This is a genomic window from Pseudomonas sp. GW821-FHT07G10 (genome assembly GCF_059418545.1).
In genome coordinates this window covers 116653-137041 of record NZ_JBWKQB010000004.1, presented here as the reverse complement: position 1 = coordinate 137041, position 20389 = coordinate 116653, and the positions used below count along the sequence as shown (strand labels likewise).

The 20389-nt window shown below is 58.8% G+C and carries 20 protein-coding genes; 9 read left to right on the top strand and 11 right to left on the bottom strand.

Features of this window, described 5'->3' with window-relative positions; translation table 11 throughout:
* From lepA to lptF, 3 genes are all read right to left on the bottom strand, one after another.
* Complete coding sequence (lepA, locus tag AC07O1_RS08220) at positions 1 to 1800, bottom strand: translation elongation factor 4 (RefSeq protein ID WP_494992486.1); 1800 nt, start codon at positions 1798 to 1800, stop codon at positions 1 to 3.
* 229 nt (positions 1801 to 2029) lie between these two features.
* The gene (gene lptG, locus AC07O1_RS08215) at positions 2030 to 3091 is read right to left on the bottom strand and encodes an LPS export ABC transporter permease LptG (RefSeq protein ID WP_494992485.1); all 1062 of its coding nucleotides are present in this window, start codon (positions 3089 to 3091) and stop codon (positions 2030 to 2032) included.
* Positions 3084 to 4202 (bottom strand): LPS export ABC transporter permease LptF, encoded by a 1119-nt coding sequence (lptF, locus tag AC07O1_RS08210; RefSeq protein ID WP_494992484.1) that lies wholly within the window; start codon positions 4200 to 4202, stop codon positions 3084 to 3086. The genes lptG and lptF overlap by 8 nt, the downstream gene beginning before the upstream one ends.
* Before the next feature lie 322 nt (positions 4203 to 4524).
* On the opposite strand from lptF, the gene AC07O1_RS08205 reads away from it, so the two are divergent.
* From AC07O1_RS08205 to rlmF, 5 genes are all read left to right on the top strand, one after another.
* Entirely contained in the window at positions 4525 to 6015 is a 1491-nt protein-coding gene (locus tag AC07O1_RS08205) for a leucyl aminopeptidase (RefSeq protein WP_494992483.1), read from the top strand.
* A 60-nt stretch (positions 6016 to 6075) separates the two neighbouring features.
* Entirely contained in the window at positions 6076 to 6504 is a 429-nt protein-coding gene (locus AC07O1_RS08200; RefSeq protein WP_495088474.1) for a DNA polymerase III subunit chi, read from the top strand.
* Positions 6505 to 6511: 7 nt separating this feature from the next.
* Entirely contained in the window at positions 6512 to 6937 is a 426-nt protein-coding gene (locus tag AC07O1_RS08195; protein WP_495088473.1) for a DNA polymerase III subunit chi, read from the top strand.
* A 178-nt stretch (positions 6938 to 7115) separates the two neighbouring features.
* Positions 7116 to 9962, top strand: a complete 2847-nt coding sequence (locus AC07O1_RS08190) for a valine--tRNA ligase (protein ID WP_495088472.1) — start codon at positions 7116 to 7118, stop codon at positions 9960 to 9962.
* A 315-nt stretch (positions 9963 to 10277) separates the two neighbouring features.
* On the top strand, positions 10278 to 11300 hold the full coding sequence (gene rlmF / locus AC07O1_RS08185; protein WP_495088471.1) for a 23S rRNA (adenine(1618)-N(6))-methyltransferase RlmF: 1023 nt from the start codon (positions 10278 to 10280) through the stop codon (positions 11298 to 11300).
* 103 nt (positions 11301 to 11403) lie between these two features.
* Here the strand turns inward: rlmF and AC07O1_RS08180 are convergent, their stop codons facing one another.
* The gene (locus AC07O1_RS08180; RefSeq protein WP_003440137.1) at positions 11404 to 11685 is read right to left on the bottom strand and encodes an HU family DNA-binding protein; all 282 of its coding nucleotides are present in this window, start codon (positions 11683 to 11685) and stop codon (positions 11404 to 11406) included.
* A 396-nt stretch (positions 11686 to 12081) separates the two neighbouring features.
* On the opposite strand from AC07O1_RS08180, the gene yejK reads away from it, so the two are divergent.
* Together yejK and AC07O1_RS08170 are read left to right on the top strand one after the other, a co-directional pair.
* The gene (yejK, locus tag AC07O1_RS08175) at positions 12082 to 13086 is read left to right on the top strand and encodes a nucleoid-associated protein YejK (protein WP_495088470.1); all 1005 of its coding nucleotides are present in this window, start codon (positions 12082 to 12084) and stop codon (positions 13084 to 13086) included.
* A complete protein-coding gene (locus tag AC07O1_RS08170; RefSeq protein ID WP_494995092.1) occupies positions 13086 to 13433 on the top strand; it encodes a glutaredoxin domain-containing protein in 348 nt (115 codons plus the stop codon). Before yejK ends, AC07O1_RS08170 begins: the two co-directional genes overlap by 1 nt.
* A gap of 113 nt (positions 13434 to 13546) precedes the next feature.
* Here the strand turns inward: AC07O1_RS08170 and AC07O1_RS08165 are convergent, their stop codons facing one another.
* From AC07O1_RS08165 to AC07O1_RS08145, 5 genes are all read right to left on the bottom strand, one after another.
* Complete coding sequence (locus tag AC07O1_RS08165) at positions 13547 to 14482, bottom strand: glutathione S-transferase family protein (RefSeq protein WP_495088469.1); 936 nt, start codon at positions 14480 to 14482, stop codon at positions 13547 to 13549.
* A gap of 64 nt (positions 14483 to 14546) precedes the next feature.
* Positions 14547 to 14891 carry a GIY-YIG nuclease family protein gene (locus AC07O1_RS08160; protein WP_495088468.1) on the bottom strand — a complete coding sequence of 115 codons (345 nt, stop codon included), beginning with the start codon at positions 14889 to 14891 and terminating at the stop codon, positions 14547 to 14549.
* A gap of 53 nt (positions 14892 to 14944) precedes the next feature.
* On the bottom strand, positions 14945 to 15415 hold the full coding sequence (locus AC07O1_RS08155; protein ID WP_495088467.1) for a nuclear transport factor 2 family protein: 471 nt from the start codon (positions 15413 to 15415) through the stop codon (positions 14945 to 14947).
* 100 nt (positions 15416 to 15515) lie between these two features.
* Positions 15516 to 16832 (bottom strand): CynX/NimT family MFS transporter, encoded by a 1317-nt coding sequence (locus AC07O1_RS08150; RefSeq protein WP_495088466.1) that lies wholly within the window; start codon positions 16830 to 16832, stop codon positions 15516 to 15518.
* A complete protein-coding gene (locus tag AC07O1_RS08145; protein WP_495088465.1) occupies positions 16822 to 17481 on the bottom strand; it encodes a FadR/GntR family transcriptional regulator in 660 nt (219 codons plus the stop codon). The genes AC07O1_RS08150 and AC07O1_RS08145 overlap by 11 nt, the downstream gene beginning before the upstream one ends.
* 164 nt (positions 17482 to 17645) lie before the next feature.
* On the opposite strand from AC07O1_RS08145, the gene AC07O1_RS08140 reads away from it, so the two are divergent.
* Positions 17646 to 17957 (top strand): type II toxin-antitoxin system MqsR family toxin, encoded by a 312-nt coding sequence (locus tag AC07O1_RS08140; protein ID WP_495088464.1) that lies wholly within the window; start codon positions 17646 to 17648, stop codon positions 17955 to 17957.
* Positions 17954 to 18442, top strand: a complete 489-nt coding sequence (locus tag AC07O1_RS08135) for a type II toxin-antitoxin system MqsA family antitoxin (RefSeq protein WP_495088463.1) — start codon at positions 17954 to 17956, stop codon at positions 18440 to 18442. The genes AC07O1_RS08140 and AC07O1_RS08135 overlap by 4 nt, the downstream gene beginning before the upstream one ends.
* A gap of 67 nt (positions 18443 to 18509) precedes the next feature.
* Here the strand turns inward: AC07O1_RS08135 and AC07O1_RS08130 are convergent, their stop codons facing one another.
* Both AC07O1_RS08130 and AC07O1_RS08125 read right to left on the bottom strand, forming a co-directional pair.
* Positions 18510 to 19274, bottom strand: a complete 765-nt coding sequence (locus tag AC07O1_RS08130; protein ID WP_495088462.1) for an amino acid ABC transporter ATP-binding protein — start codon at positions 19272 to 19274, stop codon at positions 18510 to 18512.
* A 10-nt stretch (positions 19275 to 19284) separates the two neighbouring features.
* A complete protein-coding gene (locus tag AC07O1_RS08125; RefSeq protein WP_495023299.1) occupies positions 19285 to 20382 on the bottom strand; it encodes an amino acid ABC transporter permease in 1098 nt (365 codons plus the stop codon).
* Positions 20383 to 20389: the final 7 nt, after the last annotated feature.

Here is a 20389-nt window from a genome sequence, read left to right as displayed (position 1 = left end):
CTAACTATCCAACCTGAGCACAGCAAGGAAGGCTTCTTGTGGAATCTCCACGTTACCCACCTGCTTCATGCGTTTTTTACCGGCCTTCTGCTTTTCCAACAGCTTGCGCTTACGGCTAACGTCACCACCGTAGCATTTGGCCAGTACGTTCTTTCTGAGCGCCTTGACGGTTGTCCGCGCCACAATCTGCCCGCCAATGGCGGCCTGGATTGCCACATCGAACATCTGCCGCGGAATCAGTTCTTTCATCTTCTCGGTCAACGCACGGCCTTTGTAGTGTGCGTTGTCACGGTGCACGATCAACGCCAGGGCGTCGACTTTCTCACCGTTGATCAATACATCCAGCTTGACCAGATTAGCTGATTGATAACGATCGAAATGATAATCCAGCGAAGCGTAGCCGCGACTGGTGGACTTCAGACGGTCAAAGAAGTCCAGAACCACTTCGTTCATCGGCAAATCGTAGGTCACCTGGACCTGGCTGCCCAGGAACAGCATGTCGTGCTGTACACCACGTTTTTCGATGCACAGGGTAATGACGTTGCCCAGGTGCTCTTGCGGCACAAGAATATTGGCCCGCACGATCGGCTCGCGCATGTCTTCGATGGCCGACAGATCCGGCAGCTTGGACGGGTTATCGACGTAAATCGTTTCACCGCTCTTGAGCAACAGCTCGAAAATTACCGTCGGCGCCGTGGTGATCAGGTCCAGGTCGTACTCGCGCTCCAGGCGCTCCTGGATGATTTCCATGTGCAGCATGCCGAGGAACCCGCAGCGGAAGCCGAAGCCCAGCGCGTCAGAGCTTTCCGGGGTGTACTGCAAGGAGGAGTCGTTCAGCGTGAGCTTTTGCAGGGCTTCACGGAAATCTTCGAAGTCATCGGAGCTGACCGGGAACAGACCGGCGTACACCTGCGGCTGAATGCGTTTGAAACCTGGCAATACGTCGACGTCCGGCGTCGAGCTCAAGGTCAGGGTGTCACCGACTGGCGCGCCGTGAATGTCCTTGATACCGGCGATGATGAAGCCTACTTCACCGGCTTTCAGATCAACGGTAGCGGTGTGTTTCGGGTTGAATACGCCGACGCTGTCCACCAGGTGGATCTTGCCGGTGGATTTCACCAGAATCTTGTCGCCCTTCTTCACGCGGCCGTGGCGCACGCGAACCAGGGACACAACGCCCAGGTAGTTGTCGAACCAGGAGTCGATGATCAACGCTTGCAGCGGATCTTCGATATTGCCGGTCGGCGCAGGAATGGTGTGAACCAGACGCTCAAGCACTTCATCGACGCCCAGACCGGTCTTGGCACTGCAGGTGACCGCGTCGGTGGCATCGATGCCGATGATTTTTTCGATTTCTTCTTTAACGCGGTCTGGATCGGCCTGTGGCAGGTCGATCTTGTTCAGTACCGGCATGACCTCCAGGCCCTGCTCGATCGCCGTGTAGCAGTTGGCTACCGACTGGGCCTCAACGCCTTGGCCGGCGTCGACCACCAGCAGCGCGCCTTCACAGGCCGCCAGCGACCGGCTGACTTCATAGGTGAAGTCAACGTGGCCCGGGGTGTCAATGAAGTTCAACTGGTAGTTGATGCCGTCTTTGGCCTTGTAATACAGGGTTACGCTATGTGCCTTGATGGTGATCCCGCGTTCACGCTCAAGGTCCATGGAGTCCAGTACCTGGGCTTCCATTTCGCGCTCGGCCAGGCCGCCGCACATCTGGATGAAGCGATCGGCCAGAGTCGACTTGCCATGGTCAATGTGGGCGATGATGGAGAAATTGCGGATATGACTCAAATCACTCACGGATCAACACTCAAAAAGGCTGCAGGCATAGCCCGCCGAAAAATAGCCGGGAATTGTACCTGATACACCGAGCAAGCGTCACGTTTGCCTGCGCTCGGCTGCGTAGCAGTTGTAACTTCAGTTCCTTTGATCAGCCCGCAGCGCAGGGGTAGCAAGGCTTTACGAAAAAAACGCCCCGATCTTTCGACAGGGGCGTTTTTATTCAGCCAGCGCAGGGCAAAGCCCGCTATCAACCGGCTCGGCGCAACAACCAGGCCCCGGCCAGCGCACAGATACCGGCCGGCACCAATACCGCGAACAATGGCGAGAAACCGAACACCAGACTCGATGGCCCCAGCAGATCCTGAGCGATACGGAAGGTAAAGCCCACCAACACACCAGTGAATACCCGTTGACCAAGGGTTACCGAGCGCAACGGGCCAAAAATGAACGAAATAGCCATCAGCACCAGCGCGGCGGTGACCAAGGGCTGCAACACCTTGACCCAGAACGCGAGCCAGTAGCGACCGTTGTTCAAGCCCTGATCGGCCAGATAGTGGATATAACTCCACAACCCGGTGATAGACAGCGCTTCCGGCACCATCACGACCGTATTAAGCAGTTGCGGGCTCAACGCCACGTCCCAGCGCTCCTCGGGAGCCGTGACGACCTCGGTGCTGCCATCATGGAAAAGCGTCGTGGTCACACCACTCAACTGCCAATGGTCCTTATCGAATTCCGCGCGCTTGGCGAAGCTCGAAGTGAGCATATGACGCTGATCGTCAAAACGATAACGGGTCACGCCATATAGCAGACCATTGGGCTGCACGGCGTTGACGTGAATGAACTCATCGCCCTGACGGTGCCACAAACCATGTTTGGCACTTTGCGCATCACCGCTACCCTGAGCCAGGGAGCGATTGGCCTGTGCCTGGCTTTCAGTGGCCGGCGCAACGTATTCGCCGACCAGAACCCCAACCAGCATCAACACCAGCATTGGCTTCATCACTGCCCAGACGATACGACCGATGGACACGCCAGCGGCGCGCATGATGGTCAATTCGCTGGCGCTGGCCAGGCTGCCCAGCCCGATCAGGCAGCCGATCAAGGCTGCCATTGGCAACATGTCGTAGACACGCCGCGGCGCGGTCAGCAATACGAAGCTCAAGACGTCGACCAAGGTGTAGGTATCAGTGACGTCGGTCATCTCGTCGATGAAGGCAAACAATGACGCCAGACCGAGAATGACCCCCAACACCCCCACAATGGCTACGAACACGCTTCTACCGATGTAGCGATCCAGCTTATCCACGGGCCATCTCCAGCACACTACGGCGACTCGCCAGCTTCAAGCGCAACGGTTCCCAGTACAGCAACCCCAGACCAACGGTCAGGAAGATCGCGTGCACCCACCACAACCCCAGCGCCGCCGGGATCTTGCCTTTTTCCAAGGCGCCACGGGCCGCAATCAGGATGGTCAGATAAGCCATATAAAGAAGAACCGCCGGGAGCAGCTTGAGGAAACGACCTTGCCGCGGATTGACTCGTGACAACGGCACCGCCATCAGGGTCACGATAAACACCAGCAACGGCAGGGAGACTCGCCATTCCAGCTCGGCACGCGCACGAAGATCCGGATTACCCAGCAGATCGCGGGTCGCCATCGCATCGCGATCGGTCACTTCTTCGCTCACATCCGGCTTGGACAGCAGCACTCCATAGGTGTCGTACTTGATGGCGCGGTAGTCGGCCTGCCCCGGATTACCGTCGTAGCGATAGCCATTGTCGAGGATCAGGTAGCGGCTACCATCCTCTTTGACTTCCTGACGCCCCTTCTGCGCAACCAGCACGGAAATGCCACGATCCTTCTTGTCAGTGGACATGCGCTTTTCCGAAATGAATACGCCGCCCAAATTGGCACGATCATCGGACAGTTGCTCGGTGTAGGTCACACGCGTCTCGTCACGCAAGGCCTGAAAGCGACCCGGCACCAGCGTGTCGAACTCGGTCATCGCATCCTGCTTATTGAGCAGCAACTGAAACTGCTTCGCACCCTGCGGCGCCAGGCTAAGGCTCAGCCATGCAACCACCAGCGCAACCAGGACGGCCGGGACCATGGTCATGCCCAGCAGACGCTGCTGGCTCATGCCCGTGGCCGAGAGCACCGTCATTTCGCTTTCAAGGTACAGACGGCCGTAAGCCAGCAGGATCCCGAGAAACAGCCCCAAAGGCAGAATCAGCTGCAGGAAGCCGGGCAGGCGAAAACCCATGATCAGGAACAGCGAACCCGGGTCAAGGGCGCCGGAAGCTGCCTGAGCCAGGAATTTGATGAAGCGCCCGCTCATGATGATGACCAACAACACAGCGCTGACGGCGCTCAAGGTCAACAGGACTTCGCGGGACAAATAACGGAAGACGATCAAACCAGACACTCCAGGGTTGTCAGGCTAAGGCGGCCAAACAAGCAAACGTATCGAGCTGGCTCGTGAAGCTGAGCCGCTGAAAAAGCTGGCGCATTATCCTGTGATTGAGCACGCCTGTCACTGCGCAAGCTCAAGCTGGCACGCAAAGCGCTGGAGATCGCTCATGGGAGGGTTGTCAGCCTCGGGCAGCGAGGTTCAAACTGGCGGCTTTGTCGCTGGTACGTACTGGCGCACTTCTCTTTATAAGCAAGCTTTATATAGATAAGCCAAGCGCACACTATTGAGCGGTGCGCACTTTGACCATTTATTCAGGGACCCGGACATGGAACTGGTTGTAAAAAGCGTTAGCCCAGAAACGTTGAAAACCGCCACTCTGGTGGTCGCCGTCGGCGAAGACCGCACGCTCGGCACTGTCGCCAAACAACTCGACGAACTCAGCGGCGGCGCCATCAGCGCAGTCCTCAAGCGCGGCGACCTGGCCGGCAAAGTGGGCCAGAGCCTGTTGCTGCATAGCCTGCCGAACCTCAAAGCCGAACGCGTGCTGCTGGTAGGTATCGGTAAAGATGCCGAATTGGGCGACCGTCCTTTCCGCAAAATCATCAGCGGCGTGCTGAACACCCTCAAAAACCTGGGCGGCAGCGACGCGGTACTGGCCCTGGACGAAGTGATCGTCAAAGGCCGTGACAGCTACGGCAAGACGCGCCTGCTGGCCGAAACCCTGGTGGATGGTGAATACCTCTTCGAGCAGTTCAAGAGCCAGAAAACCGAACCGCGCGCCCTGAAAAAAATCACCCTGCTGACCATCAAGGCGGCACAAGCCGAAGTCGAACGCGCCGTAACCCACGCGCAAGCGATCGCCACCGGCATGGCTTTTACCCGCGACCTGGGTAATCTGCCGCCAAACATCTGCCACCCGAGCTTCCTCGCCGAACAAGCGAAAAACCTCGGCAAGGCGCACAAAGGCCTGAAAGTCGAGATTCACGACGAGAAGAAAATCAAAGAACTGGGCATGGGCGCGTTCTACGCCGTAGGCCAGGGCAGCGATCAACCGCCTCGCCTGATCGTCATGAACTACCAGGGCGGCAAGAAATCCGAGAAGCCATTCGTACTGGTCGGCAAGGGCATCACCTTCGACACTGGCGGTATCAGCCTCAAGCCTGGCGCCGGCATGGACGAGATGAAGTACGACATGGGCGGTTCGGCCAGCGTTTTCGGCACCCTGCATGCCGTGCTCGAACTGAAACTGCCAATCAACCTGGTGTGCATCCTGGCCTGTGCCGAGAACATGCCGAGCGGCGGCGCGGCCCGCCCGGGCGACATCGTCACCACCATGAGCGGCCAGACAGTGGAAATCCTCAACACCGACGCCGAAGGCCGTCTGGTGCTGTGCGACGCCCTGACCTATGCCGAGCGCTTCAAGCCACAAGCGGTGATCGACATCGCAACGCTGACCGGTGCTTGCGTCGTCGCTCTGGGGGCTCACACTTCCGGCCTGCTGGGCAACAACGACGAGCTGATCGGCCAACTGCTGAGCGCAGGCGTTCAGGCCGACGACCGCGCCTGGCAACTGCCGCTGTTCGATGAGTACCAGGAACAGCTGGACAGCCCGTTCGCCGACATCGCCAACATCGGCGGCCCGAAAGCCGGCACCATCACGGCCGCCTGCTTCCTGTCGCGCTTCACCAAGCAATACAACTGGGCGCACCTGGACATCGCCGGGACTGCCTGGACCAGCGGTGGCAAGGACAAGGGCGCCACTGGCCGTCCAGTTCCGCTGTTGACCCAGTACCTGCTGGACCGCGCCAAAGCCTGAAACTGAAGACCCTGCGCTGCGTCATCCATGGATGACGCAGCGCAGGCGTCAGGACCCGCAATGACCAAAGTCGACTTTTATATTCTGCCCAGCGCCGATCCGTCCGCGCGCCTGGACTTCGCCTGCAAACTCACCGAAAAAGCCTGGCGCCTTGGGCACCGGGTCTATCTGCATTGCAGCGACGCGGCCCAGCGTGAGGATCTCGACGCCCGCTTGTGGAGCTTCAAAGGCGAAAGCTTTGTGCCTCATGGCCCCGCTGAAAACGAGCCGGACGGGCTGATTGTTCTCGGTTTGGGCCAAGACTGCGGACAACATCACGACCTGCTGGTCAATCTGGACCTGAAAGTCCCGGCATTCGCTCAGCGCTTCGCCCGTGTGGCAGAAGTCGTGGTCGAAGACCCTACTATTCGTCAGGCCGCGCGGGAGAGTTTCCGTTTCTACCGCGAACAGGGCTATCCTCTGCAAGATCACCGTCTACAGCGACTCTGAGCACCCGATGGACACTCCAAATCCGCTGCAAAAGTCCGCGCACCTGCTGGACGACCTCGAGTCGATCCGCCAACTGCTCGGCGATGACAACCTGCAACCACCGCTGCTGACCGAAACGGTTGCCAGCGATGTACAGATCCCCATGCTGTTTGACATGGTCGCAGGCAAGAAACCTGCCGAAACCATCGAAAACTCCACGGCACAACCGACGCCGGTATCGATCGCAGAGCCAGAGCCCGCCCCGGCATTGGCAGCAGCGCCGGTAGCCAACAAAGGTCCTGATGCCCTGCTGCATCTGGACAGCGAACTGCGTGCCGCCGCACTGCTGATCATGCAAGACGTGATCGACGACTTTGCCCCGCACATCGAAACCGAAATCAAACGCCGGCTCGACGCACGGATGGAACGGTTGTTGAGCCAGTATCAGTTCTGACCCCAAACACATCTCTCTTGTGGCGAGAGGGCTTGCCTCCCTCGCCACAAAAGCCCGCAAGCCTCCCCCCCTATCGTTTTTTCTCCCTCCTGCTATCACCTCGCTCTACGCCCAATCGAACATCCCCGCTATACTTGCCGGCTTTTCCTGAATAAATGCCAATAGGGTCCCGCCGCGCATGGATAAGACCTACCAGCCGCACGCCATTGAAACTTCCTGGTACAACACCTGGGAGTCCGAGAATTATTTCGCTCCGCAAGGCGCGGGCGATTCCTACACCATCATGATTCCGCCGCCGAACGTCACTGGCAGCCTGCACATGGGCCATGGCTTCAACAACGCGATCATGGACGCCCTGATCCGTTTCCGCCGCATGCAGGGTCGCAATACCCTGTGGCAACCGGGCACCGATCACGCCGGTATCGCCACACAAATGCTGGTGGAGCGTCAGCTTGAAGCTCAAGGCCAGAATCGCCATGACCTGGGCCGCGAAAAATTCCTCGAAAAAGTCTGGGAATGGAAGGATCAGTCCGGTGGCAACATCAGCCGCCAGATTCGCCGCCTGGGTTCGTCCGTAGACTGGAGCCGCGAGCGCTTCACCATGGACGACGGTCTTTCGGAAGCAGTTAAAGAAGCCTTTGTGCGCCTGCACGAAGACGGCCTGATCTACCGTGGCAAGCGTCTGGTCAACTGGGACACCAAACTGCACACGGCGATTTCCGACCTCGAAGTGGAAAACCATGACGAGAAAGGCTTCCTGTGGAACCTGCGCTACCCACTGGCCGACGGCGCCAGGACTGCGCAAGGTCTGGATTACCTGATCGTTGCCACCACGCGTCCCGAAACCATGCTCGGCGACGCCGCCGTCGCGGTGAACCCGGCAGATGAGCGCTACAAGGCCCTGATCGGCAAGTTCGTCGAGCTGCCGCTGGTCGGCCGTCGCATCCCGATCATCGCTGACGATTATTGCGACCCGGAATTCGGCACCGGCTGTGTGAAAATCACCCCGGCCCACGACTTCAACGACTATGAAGTCGGCAAGCGTCACAATCTGCCGTTGCTGAACATCTTCGACAAGAACGCCGATGTACTGCCGGTCGCTCAGGTGTTCAACCTCGACGGCACGCTCAACGAGCAGATCGACGGCAAACTGCCCGCCGTGTACGCCGGCCTCAACCGCTTCCAGGCGCGCAAGGAAATCGTTGCCGACTTCGAGGCTGCAGGCCTGCTGGTCAGCGTCGACGATCACGCCCTGAAAGTGCCGAAAGGCGACCGCTCCGGGACCATCATCGAACCGTGGCTGACCGACCAGTGGTACGTCTCCACCAAGCCGTTGGCTGAACCAGCGATTGCCGCCGTTGAAGACGGCCGGATTGCTTTCGTACCCAAGCAGTACGAAAACATGTACTTCTCCTGGATGCGCGATATCCAGGATTGGTGCATCAGCCGTCAGTTGTGGTGGGGCCACCGGATTCCGGCCTGGTACGACGAATCGGGCAAAGTTTATGTAGGTCGCGACGAAGCCGAAGTGCGTGCCAAAAACAACCTTGGCCCGGACGTAGCGCTGCAACAGGACAACGACGTTCTCGACACTTGGTTCAGCTCGGGTCTGTGGACGTTCTCTACCCTGGGTTGGCCGCAGCAGACTGAGTTCCTGAAGAAGTTCCACTCCACCGACGTGCTGGTGACTGGCTTCGACATCATTTTCTTCTGGGTTGCCCGGATGATCATGCTCACCATGCACCTGGTGAAAAACGAAGACGGCACGCCGCAGGTCCCGTTCAAGACTGTCTACGTGCACGGCCTGGTCCGCGATGGCCAGGGCCAGAAAATGTCCAAGTCCAAGGGCAACGTCCTGGACCCGCTGGACATCATCGACGGCATCGAACTCGAAGCACTGGTGGAAAAACGCACGACCGGTCTGATGCAGCCAAAACTGCTGAAGAAGATCGAAAAGCAGACCCGCGACGAGTTTGCTGACGGTATCGCCAGCTATGGCACCGACGCCCTGCGCTTCACGTTCTGCTCGCTGGCCTCCACCGGCCGCGACATCAAGTTCGACATGGGCCGCGTCGAAGGCTATCGCAACTTCTGCAACAAAATCTGGAACGCCGCGCGCTATGTGCTCGATAAAGGCGAAGACTGCGGTCAGAACGGCGAAGAAGTCGAACTGTCCCTGGCCGATCGCTGGATCATTTCGCAGCTGCAACGCACCGAAGCCGAAGTGACCCGCCAACTCGACCAGTTCCGTTTCGACTTGGCCACTCAGGTGCTGTACGAGTTCATCTGGAACCAGTATTGCGACTGGTACCTGGAACTCTCCAAGCCTGTGCTGTGGGACGAAAACGCGCCGATCGAACGTCAGCGCGGCACTCGTCGTACGCTGGTTCGCGTGCTGGAAGTCGCCCTGCGTCTGGCGCACCCGTTCATGCCGTTCATCACCGAAGAAATCTGGCAGCGCCTGGCGCCGCTGGCCGGTATCGAAGGCAAGACCATCATGCTGCAACCGTGGCCGGTGGCGAACGAGGCGCGCATTGATCCGGCGGCCGAAGACGATATCGAATGGCTCAAAGGCCTGATGCTCGGCACGCGCAACATCCGTGGCGAGATGAATATCGGCCCGGGCAAGCCGTTGCAGCTGTTCCTGAGAAACGTCAGCAGCGAAGATCAGCGTCGCCTGTGCGAAAACGATGCACTGCTCAAGAAGCTGGCCAAGCTTGAATCGATCACGATTCTCGCCCCAGGCGCCGAAGCACCGCTGTCCGCCACCGCTCTGGTTGGCGAGATGGAAGTGCTGGTACCGATGGCCGGCCTGATCGACAAGGCAGCGGAACTGGCGCGTCTGGACAAGGAAATCCAGCGCCTGCAAGGCGAAGTGCAGCGGGTCGGCGGCAAGCTGTCCAACGCTGCGTTCGTTGACAAGGCTCCAGCCGAAGTCATCGACAAAGAGCGCGCCAAACTGGCCGAAGCCGAACAGGCTCTGGGCAAGCTGGCTGAACAGCATGCACGGATTGCCAGCTTGTAACGGCAAATCGGGGAGTTGAAAAAAGGGAGGCCCATAAGGCCTCCCTTTTTTTGTCGGCAAAATTGGCACGATTGTTTTTTGTAGGAGCAGCCGGTCGACGCTCGATTGCTCGCGATGGTCGTCAACGATAACGCGTGCTTTCTGACGAAACGCATCAGCTTCAAGTCCATCGCGAGCAATCGAGCGTCGACCGGCTGCTCCTACAGGGGGTGCGTATAGCCATTGGCGAAGCCTGCGATCTTGGCGATCTCGCACCCGACGATAGATGTGGGACAATACCCGCCACTTTGAGCCACCCCCGAATCGACTTCGCCCATGACCACCCCCAGAACACCCAGAACCCCGGACAAAAAGCCCAAGCCTGCCACTATGGCCAAGGCCGTAGAGCCGCGCGAGAAGGCCAGCCTGCATCCGCGCAATCGCCACCAGGGTCGTTATGACTTCCCGGCGCTGATCAAAACCACGCCGGAACTGGCGAAGTTCGTGATCATCAACCCGTATGGCAAGGAAAGCATCGACTTCGCCAGCCCGGACGCCGTTCGGGTGTTCAATCGGGCGTTGCTCAAGTCGTTCTATGGCATCGCCCATTGGGATATCCCGGCCGACTACCTGTGCCCGCCGGTTCCGGGTCGTGCCGATTACGTGCACTTCCTGGCGGACCTGCTGGCCAGCGTCAACGACGGCGAAATCCCTCGCGGTGCGCCGGTCAAGGTGCTCGATATCGGCATGGGCGCGAACTGCGTCTATCCGCTGATCGGTTACAGCGATTACCGCTGGCACTTCCTCGGCTCGGAAATCGACCCGACGGCCGTAGCTGCCGCCAAAGCCATCGTGCAATCCAACGGGCTGAACAAAGCCATCCAGTTGCGCCAACAAAGCAATCCCAAGCACATTCTGCTGGGCCTGCTCGAACCCGGCGAGCGCTTTGACCTGACCATGTGCAACCCGCCATTCCACGCATCTATGGACGAGGCGACCAAGGGCAGCGAGCGTAAATGGCGCGCCCTGGGCCGCGCCGACCCAAAGCGCAAACTGCCGGTGCTGAACTTTGGCGGTCAATCGGCCGAACTGTGGTGTGAAGGCGGCGAAGCACGTTTCGTGACGCAACTGATCGCCGAGAGCGCGCATTTTCAACACAAAGTGCTCTGGTTCAGCACCCTGGTCTCGAAAACCTCAAACCTGCCTGCAATCCAGACGGCGCTGAAAAAGGCCGGCGTACTGGAAAGTCAGGTCGTGGAAATGTCCCAAGGGCAGAAGCAAAGCCGCTTCGTCGCCTGGACCTTCCAGACTAAATCCGAGCAGCAGACCTGGCGCGAACGTTGGGCTCGCAAAAACTAAGTAACGACTGAAATAGCGATTGACCCTGGGTCAATCGCTGAAATCGCAGGCACAAAAAAACCGTGCCCGGATTGCTCCGGAGCACGGTTTTTTTTACTGCGTCTTACTTGTTAACAGCGTCAGTCAGGCCTTTAGCCACGACCAGCTTGATAACTTTCTTGGCAGCGATTTCGATGGCAGCGCCAGTCGATGGGTTACGGCCAGTACGGGCAGGACGCTCGGTCACTTTCAGCTTGCCGATACCTGGCAGAGTGATTTCGCCGCCGTTTTCCAATTGATCAGCAACGATTTGAGCCAGTTGGTCCAGAGCGTTACGCGCGGTGGTTTTCGGCGCGTCGATAGCTTCAGCGATATCAGCGATCAATTGGTCTTTAGTAATAGCCATTGTGGTGTTCCTTCCCTATCAAATTCATTTGGATTGCAGAGTGCAGTGTCAGCCATCGAGCCAGATCCTCAGGACTTGGCACCCCTGGCTACAACCACCACAGATCGGGGTTATAGATACCGGAAATGGGGTTTGGTTCGACCTGACAAATGCTGAATGCACGCTTAACGCCATTACTGCGCGTAAGACGGGGCAAAACTAGCACAGAGACGGGGAAATATCCGCCTCTACCTACCCATTTGGTCAGCTTTATCACACTAAAACCGTAAAAAAATGCATAACGCCGGTCAGACAGTCCCAAAACGACCGTCGAACAGCGCCAAAACCAATAGGTGCGGTACACTGGGCACTTTTTTGGGGGGCTCAACCCTCCCTATACGACCAGCCGAGAAGCCCATGCCGATCCGTCATTGCATCGTCCACCTGATCGACAAAAAACCCGACGGCACACCTGCTGTTCTCCACGCTCGCGACTCCGAACTGGCTGAGTCCGCGGCCATCGAAAACATGCTCGCCGACCTCAACGAGAGCTACAACGCCAAGCAAGGCAAGGCCTGGGGCTTTTTCCATGCCGAGTCCGGGGCGCATCCTTTCAGCGGCTGGCTGAAGGAATATCTCGACGGCGGCAAGGACTTCACCGCCTTCAGCCGAATCGCGGTCGAACACCTGCAAAAGCTGATGGAAGAATCCAACCTGTCGGTCGGCGGCCACGTGCTGTTCGCTCATTACCAGCAAGGCATGACCGACTACCTGGCCATTGCCCTGCTGCACCACAGCGAAGGCGTGGCGGTGAACGCCGAGCTGGACGTGACCCCCTCGCGCCATCTTGATTTGGGCCAGTTGCACCTGGCGGCGCGAATCAACGTCTCCGAGTGGCAGAACAACAAGCAGTCCAAGCAATACATCTCCTTTATCAAAGGCAAGAACGGCAAGAAGGTCTCGGAGTACTTCCGCGACTTTATCGGCTGCCAGGAAGGCGTCGATGGCCCTGGCGAGACCCGCACGCTGCTCAAGGCTTTCAGCGACTTCGTCGAAAGCGAAGACCTGCCGGAAGAGTCCGCCCGGGAGAAGATCAAGACCCTGGTGGACTACGCCAGCAGCCAGGCAAAAATGGGCGAGCCGATGGGGCTGGAGGAATTGTCCGAGCTGATCGACGAAGAGCGCCCGAAAGCGTTCTACGACCACATCCGCAATAAGGACTACGGCTTGTCGCCGGAAATCCCGGCAGATAAACGCACCCTCAACCAGTTCCGCCGCTTCACCGGGCGTGCCGAGGGTCTGTCCATCAGCTTCGAAGCGCACCTGCTGGGCTCGAAGATTGAATACGACGAAGAAGCCGGCACGCTCATCATCAAGGGCTTGCCGACCCAACTGACTGATCAGCTCAAGCGTCGCAACTGATGCTGAACGGGATCCTGAAGAAATTCCTGCTGATTCTGCTGGTGGTCGTGGCCTACCAGAACTGGGGGAAAATCGAGCGAGTGTTCAACCCGCAAGCGGTGGTGTCCGAGCAGACCCGGGCCAATGCCAGGGTCGTGCTCTACGCCACCGACTGGTGTGGCTACTGCAAACTGATCCGACGCTTCCTGGACCAGAAAGGCATCCCGTATAGCGAGTTCGACTTCGAGAAAGATGCCCAAGGGCGCAAGGCCTATGAGGCATTGGGTGGACGCGGGATTCCGATGCTGGACGTAAACGGCACCTTGATTCGCGGTTACAGCCCTGAAGCTATTTTGTCGGCGCTGTAGGAGCGAGGCTTGCCCGCGAAGCAGACGGCGCATTTTTTCAGATGTACCGCGTTGTCTTCATCGCGGGCAAGCCTCGCTCCTACACATCCAACTCTATGCGCTCGACCTGTCAATCAACGCGCTTCAATCCGAAAGCCGAACCGCGGAAAGTGCACCTGTACTACACCGCCCCGCTCATCCTCGCGACGCAGGATCAACTCTTCGCGACCCGCAAACAGTAACTCGCCTGCGACCGGATCAACGCCATAGTCGATCGCGGCAATCACCACCTGCTGACCGGCCTTGAAACCATTCGGATCTTCGAACTGCTCGTCCGGCAAAGCGGCCGGCGTGGCCTGACGGGAAATTTCCAGCGCCTCTTCGCCGGTCATATCGCTCGATGCGCCATGGCCGAAGCCCATCACCCGGGCAAGCCAGGCGGACACCGCCGGGTACGCATCGACTAATGGCGCAGTAACCGGTGTGCCTTTGAGGAACCACAAGGGGTGGGCCATGGAGAAGTCGGCGATCGACGGTTCACCGAACAGGAAGTCGCCCTGCTCGCGCTGCAGTTGCTGCTCCAGACGGGCCATGATCGTCGGCCACTGATGCTTGGCCTGTTCGGCCGACAAGCGCGTCGCACTACCGCCACTGAAAAATCCGGCGCGGTCGGCGACAAACGCCTTGATCGCTTCCGGCGGCAATTTGGCGAAACGCACCGCCACCGACTCTGGCTGGAACACCAGGCTGACCGCATGCTGGAAAACCACCGAATCGGCCCAGGCGGCGAACATCGCGGCGATCATTTCCTGACCTTCAGGAAACAGTGCCGGTGAGACTTTCTCTTGCTCGAGACGACGGGCAATCAACGCGGTGTCGCAATAGATATCAGCGCCAATCTGCAAGACTGGCGTCTTGCGATAACCACCGGTCAGCGCTGTCAGATCGGGTTTTGGCATCACCGGCGAGATCTTCACTGAGCGCCATGACAGGCCCTTGAAACCCAGCAACAGCCGGGTCTTTTCCGCAAAAGGGGAAGTCGGGTAATGGTGAAGAATCAGATCTGACATGCTCAAGTCCACCGCACGAGTAAGAGTCACCAGCTTAGCGCGCAAATGGTAGGCGGCCTACCCATCAGCCTGATGGGACCTTATCAGTCAGATTGATAAAGCCTGTGGAGGCACTCGTCACCAGGCATTCCTTGGCGCTTTTCTTGAGTTTTTTAATCAGGCGTTCCTGACGCAGGGCTTCACCCTTGTCGCGGCAGACTTCCGTGTAAACCAGTGCCACCGCCGGACTGGAAAGAAAGAACCGCGCGCCCTTGCCACTCTGATGCACCGCAAACCGTCGCACGGGATCATCGCTGATCCCGCAATACAGCGAACCATTGGCCGCGCGAATCAGATAGACGAACCATGGTTTGCTCACCGCGGGCTCTGGTTCGACGCTGTTGATGGGGGCTTCAAGGCTGCTGTTCACGTGAGGATCTTGGCTTGCAGAAAACAAGCTGCGATCTTATCAGAGGCCCGCCCTTAACGACTGGCCTGGAAAGTCCTCAATCCCTTCAAGGCCTGGGTCCGGACGGCGTTTCTCACCAACGGTGTCCAGCCCAGCAACAAGCCCTTGGTGCCCAGCGCCTGCCGCGACCAGCGCCACAGATCGAAGTGGTCGTGGTGTTCACAGATCTTGCCATCGCGAAAAACGAACCGTGCCTGAATGTCGTTGACCACGGTGTTGCCGGTCTGACTGAATAGATAGGTCGCCACCCAATGGGCGCTACCGGTGCGCTCATCGCTACGGACATCGTCGAAGGTCAGAGAGAAGTTCTTGGCCCGAGTGGTCAGCATGCGCCACATGTCGCCGGCATCGCGGCCGCGCAACTCGCCAAACGCAGGATCACTGAACACCACGTCCTTGGTGTAGCAGGCGCTCATGGCCTCGGCATCCAGCCGCTGGAAAGCGGTGTAGAACTCAGTGATCAATGCGCTGTGGACATCACTCATAAACAGGCTCCGAAAAATCGAAAGGATGCCCGCACGATAGTCTGCAACGCTCGGGAAAACTATCGGCATTCGTGGCGGGAATACCGATAGTGCGCCTGGCTCAGACCTTTTCGCTTTCGACCTGAACGTACAGCGAACGCCCGGCGCCGAGGCCGGCGATGATGGCACCGCTACCGATCACCCCGAAGATCCAGCCCAGCGCAGTCCGGCCGCCTGTCAGGTCATGCACAAGCCCGACAGCGAAGGGGCCCATGGACGCCAGGGTGTAACCGATGCCCTGGGCCATGCCCGAGAGGTTCGCCGCAACATGGGCATCCCGTGAGCGCAGCACGATCAGGGTCAACGCCAGGCTGAAGGTACCACCCTGCCCCAGGCCGAGCAGAATCGCCCAACCCCAGAGGCTTTCGAGCGGCGCGTAGAGACAACCGAACAGACCGCCGAGCGTCAGGCACATGACGATGACGATCGCCAGACGCTGGTCTTTGCCACGGGTTGCCAGCCAAGGCGCGGCCAGCGAGCTGGCCAGCTGGACGATGACCGAGCCGGACAGCACCAGACCCGCTTGAGTCGGTGTCAGGCCACGACCGATCAGGATCGATGGCAACCAGCCGAAAACGATGTAAGCCAACGAAGATTGCAGGCCCATATACAGCGTCACCTGCCAGGCCAACGGATCACGCAGCAAGCCACGCACCCGATAAGCCACATTGTGGGTACCGTGTTTCTGACCGACTTGCGGCAACCAGAACACCACCGCCACCAATGCCGGCAGGATCCAGAAACCCAACCCCATGGCCCAGCTGCCCTCGAAATGCTGGCTCAGAGGAACCGTCGCCCCCGCCGCCATGGCCGCGCCCAGACACAGCGCCATGGTGTAGACACCGGTCATGGTCCCGGCGTGTTTGGCAAAGTCCCGTTTGACGATGCCCGGCAGCAACACGCCGATCACACCGATACTGGCACCGGCCAGGATGCTGCCGGAAAACAAGCCGACTTCACCGTATGAACTGCGCAGAATGATCCCGCAGGCCAAGGTCAGCAAGATTCCCAGCACCACCCGCTCGGCACCGAAACGTCGCGCCAGAATCGGCGCCAGCGGGGCGAACAGACCGAGGCAGAGCACCGGCAATGTGGTCAGCAGCCCCGCTTGCGCCGCCGACAGCCCGAGGCTTTTTGACACCTCACTGAGCAACGGCGCCATGCTCGACAGCGCCGGGCGCAGGTTCAACGCAACCAGAATCAATCCCAGCAGCAACAGCCACGGACGACGTAAAACCGGATGGCTTTGCTGGATTTCTTCGTCATCGGCTTCGGCGTCGATCAATAGCTCCTCAAGCTCCGCCGTGCGTCTGGGTTGCGTCACGCCGCGCTGGGTCGCCTGTGGGGTGGACATGGGATTCTCGGTTTCAAGGTTCATTGATCAGCTTCCGGGAAATGGCTTTGGCCCGTTCCGGGTCCCGTTGCTCGACGGCCTCAAGCAGTTCGATGTGCAGGTCGAACACTTCCTGACGCCGCGGCGTGATGCTCAGTGTCTGGCGCAGATGCGCGCCGACCATGCTGGAAAAGTAGCGGTACAGTTCGCTCAAGGTGGGGTTGTGCGCGGCATCCACCAGCCGTCGGTGAAACACCAGATCACACGCGATGTAGCTCTCAAGGTCGCCGTGGTAATGACTGCCGCTGACGCCAAGCGCTTCATGCAGCGCTTTGAGGTCTTCATCCGTACGCCGCAACGCCGCAAGGCCGATGGCCTCGACTTCAAGGATGTGCCGCGTCTCCCGGGCCTGCTCGTGGGAACAGCGTGACAACACCTTCATGGTGTCCAGCGGATCGACCACCGCCCGCAAGTAACTGCCGTCGCCCTGGCGAATCTCGATCAGTCCGGAAAACGCCAACACCCGCATAGCCTCACGCACCGTGTTGCGGCTGATGCCCAACTCGATCGCCAGCTCCGGCTCGGTGGGCAAGCGCTGGCCGATCGTCCAGGTGCCGTCATTGATGCGCAGACGCAACTGTTCCAAAGCCTGATCGACCAGGGAACGCTTAATTAACGGAGAAATATCTGACATAGGATTCGCCCTTTCATCCAATCATAGGATGAATTTTCTGACATGTTAGTCAGCTTCGTCTGAGAGGACAACCTTCTAGGGTTAGAAGGCAAGAAACAGAGCGGGATTTTCGATTGTTAAAATTACCCTCAAAGGGTAATTTATTTCAGTGTCCAAGGTGTCTTATGGAAAAGAACACACCTCATTATGACCTGGCGGTGGTCAAGGCGGAGGTTGTCAAGTTGGGTGTCGAAGCCTTTACGACCAGCGCTTTGCAGACGGGCCGGAATATGGGACTAACGTTTCAAAGGATGCAAAAAGTGATTTATGCGTTGGAGAAAAGGATGCTCTACAAATCCATGACCACTTATGCGGATCACCGAACCTGGCAGGACGTGTACCACGCAACATTTCGTGATCTGGAGATTTATATCAAAGTGACTTACCGCCCCGGCGGTGGGCCTCCGATAGTCTCCTTCAAGGAGAAAAACATATGAAAACACGGCAATGCTTCAGCTGCGGCACCCGGGATGGAATGCATCATTTCGACGGCCGCAGTCTCACTGTCGACTTCAAGCAAATGTCCCGGTCGGTGCACGATCTCGCCGGCTGGGAGTGCAGGGTCTGCGGTGAAATCGAATTCGATAGTGGCAGCGACAGTGCCCAGCGATATGTCGACGCTGGCGACCAACTGCTTGAAGATTGCCTGCAACTCATGGCCGCCGAAACGAAACGCATCCGCCGCAAACTACACCTCACGCAGAAAGACGCGGTGAAGTTACTGTCGGGTGGCGGGCACAACGCCTTTTCCCGTTACGAGCGTGGCGAACTTGCCCCTCCTCAGCCGCTGTTCATGTTGATGCGCTTGCTTGATCGCCATCCTCACTTGATGGCTGAGGTACAGGCACTGAGTGAGGGCGCCGATCTACGGCAACTGCTGGCTACCCGCCATCCGGAACACGAAACCGTCCTTACATCCTGATGAGATAACCCCCCAGACAAAAACAAACCCGGAACACGTCCGGGTTTATTTCAACGCCTGTGCCGGATCAATGCAGGATCTGGCTCAAGAACAGCTTGGTCCGTTCATTCTGCGGGTTGTCGAAGAAGTCGTTCGGCGCGGCCTGTTCGACGATTTCGCCTTTATCCATGAAGATCACCCGGTTCGCCACGGTGCGGGCGAAGCCCATTTCGTGGGTTACGCAGAGCATGGTCATACCGTCTTCGGCCAGGCCGATCATGGTGTCCAGAACCTCCTTCACCATCTCCGGATCGAGCGCCGAGGTCGGCTCATCGAACAGCATGATTTTCGGCTTCATGCACAACGCACGGGCAATCGCCACACGCTGTTGCTGACCACCGGAAAGCTGCCCCGGGAATTTGTGCGCCTGCTCTGGAATGCGTACGCGCTCCAGATAGTGCATGGCGATTTCTTCGGCCTGGCGCTTGGGCATCTTGCGCACCCACATCGGAGCCAGCGTGCAGTTCTGCAGGATGGTCAGGTGCGGAAACAGGTTGAAGTGCTGGAACACCATGCCGACTTCACGGCGGATCGCTTCGATCTGCTTGAGGTCGTTGGTCAGCTCCACGCCATCGACCACGATGCGGCCCTGCTGGTGTTCTTCCAGGCGATTGAGGCAACGAATGGTGGTCGACTTGCCAGAGCCGGACGGCCCGCACAAGACGATGCGCTCGCCCTGTTTGACGTTCAGATTGATGTCTTTCAGCACGTGGAACTGGCCGTACCACTTGTTCACACCCTGCATTTGAATAATGCCTTCAGGGCCCACAGGCTGTTTGATCGCTTCACTCATCACAAAACTCCTAACGCTTGTGGCCTGTGTCCAGCCTACGTTCCAAGTGCATGGAATAGCGGGACATACCAAAACAGAAAATCCAGAACACCAGGGCCGCAAACACATAGCCTTCGGTCGCCATACCCAGCCATTTCGGGTCGGCGGCGGCTTGCTTGACGCTGTTGAGCAGGTCGAACAGGCCGATGATGATCACCAGGCTGGTGTCCTTGAACAGTGCGATGAAGGTGTTGACGATCCCCGGGATCACCAGCTTCAGGGCTTGCGGCAGAATCACCAGGCCCATGCTGCGCCAGTAGCCCAGGCCCATCGCCGCGGCCGCTTCGTACTGACCTTTGGGTATGGCCTGCAAACCACCGCGCACCACCTCGGCGATGTAGGCCGACTGGAACAGGATCACGCCGATCAGCGCCCGCAGCAGCTTGTCGAAGTTCATGCCCTCAGGCAGGAACAGCGGCAGCATCACCGAGGACATGAACAATACCGTGATCAAGGGCACGCCGCGCCAGAACTCGATGAAGGTCACGCAGACCACGCGGATCGCCGGCAGGTTCGAACGGCGTCCCAGCGCCAGCAGAATTCCCAGCGGCAACGCACCGACAATACCGACGGTGGCGATTACCAGGGTCAACATCAGGCCGCCCCACTGGCTGGTGGCGATATTGCTCAGGCCCAGGTAGCCGCCGTGCAGCAGGGTGTAGGCAATGATCGGGTACAGCACCAGGAAGCTCAGGCCGTAGATCGCCTTGTGCGGGACGCGCGTGATGAACAACGGGGCCACGCCGATCACCGCCAGCCACACGGTCAGGTCCACGCGCCAGCGCAGATCCACCGGGTAGTAGCCGTACATGAACTGGCCGATGCGTTGCTCAATGAACACCCAGCAGGCGCCGCCCTTGGTGCAGTCGGCGCGGGTCGTACCGACCCAGTTGGCATCGAGAAACGCCCAGTGCAGGATGGGCGGCACGACCAGATAGATCAGGTAGAACGCGAACAGCGTGAGCAGCGTGTTGATCCAGCTGGAGAACATGTGCTCGCGCATCCACGCCACGACACCGATGCGGATGCCTGGTGGTGGCATGTCAGGTTTGAAAATATGAGTCGTCATGCGCGTT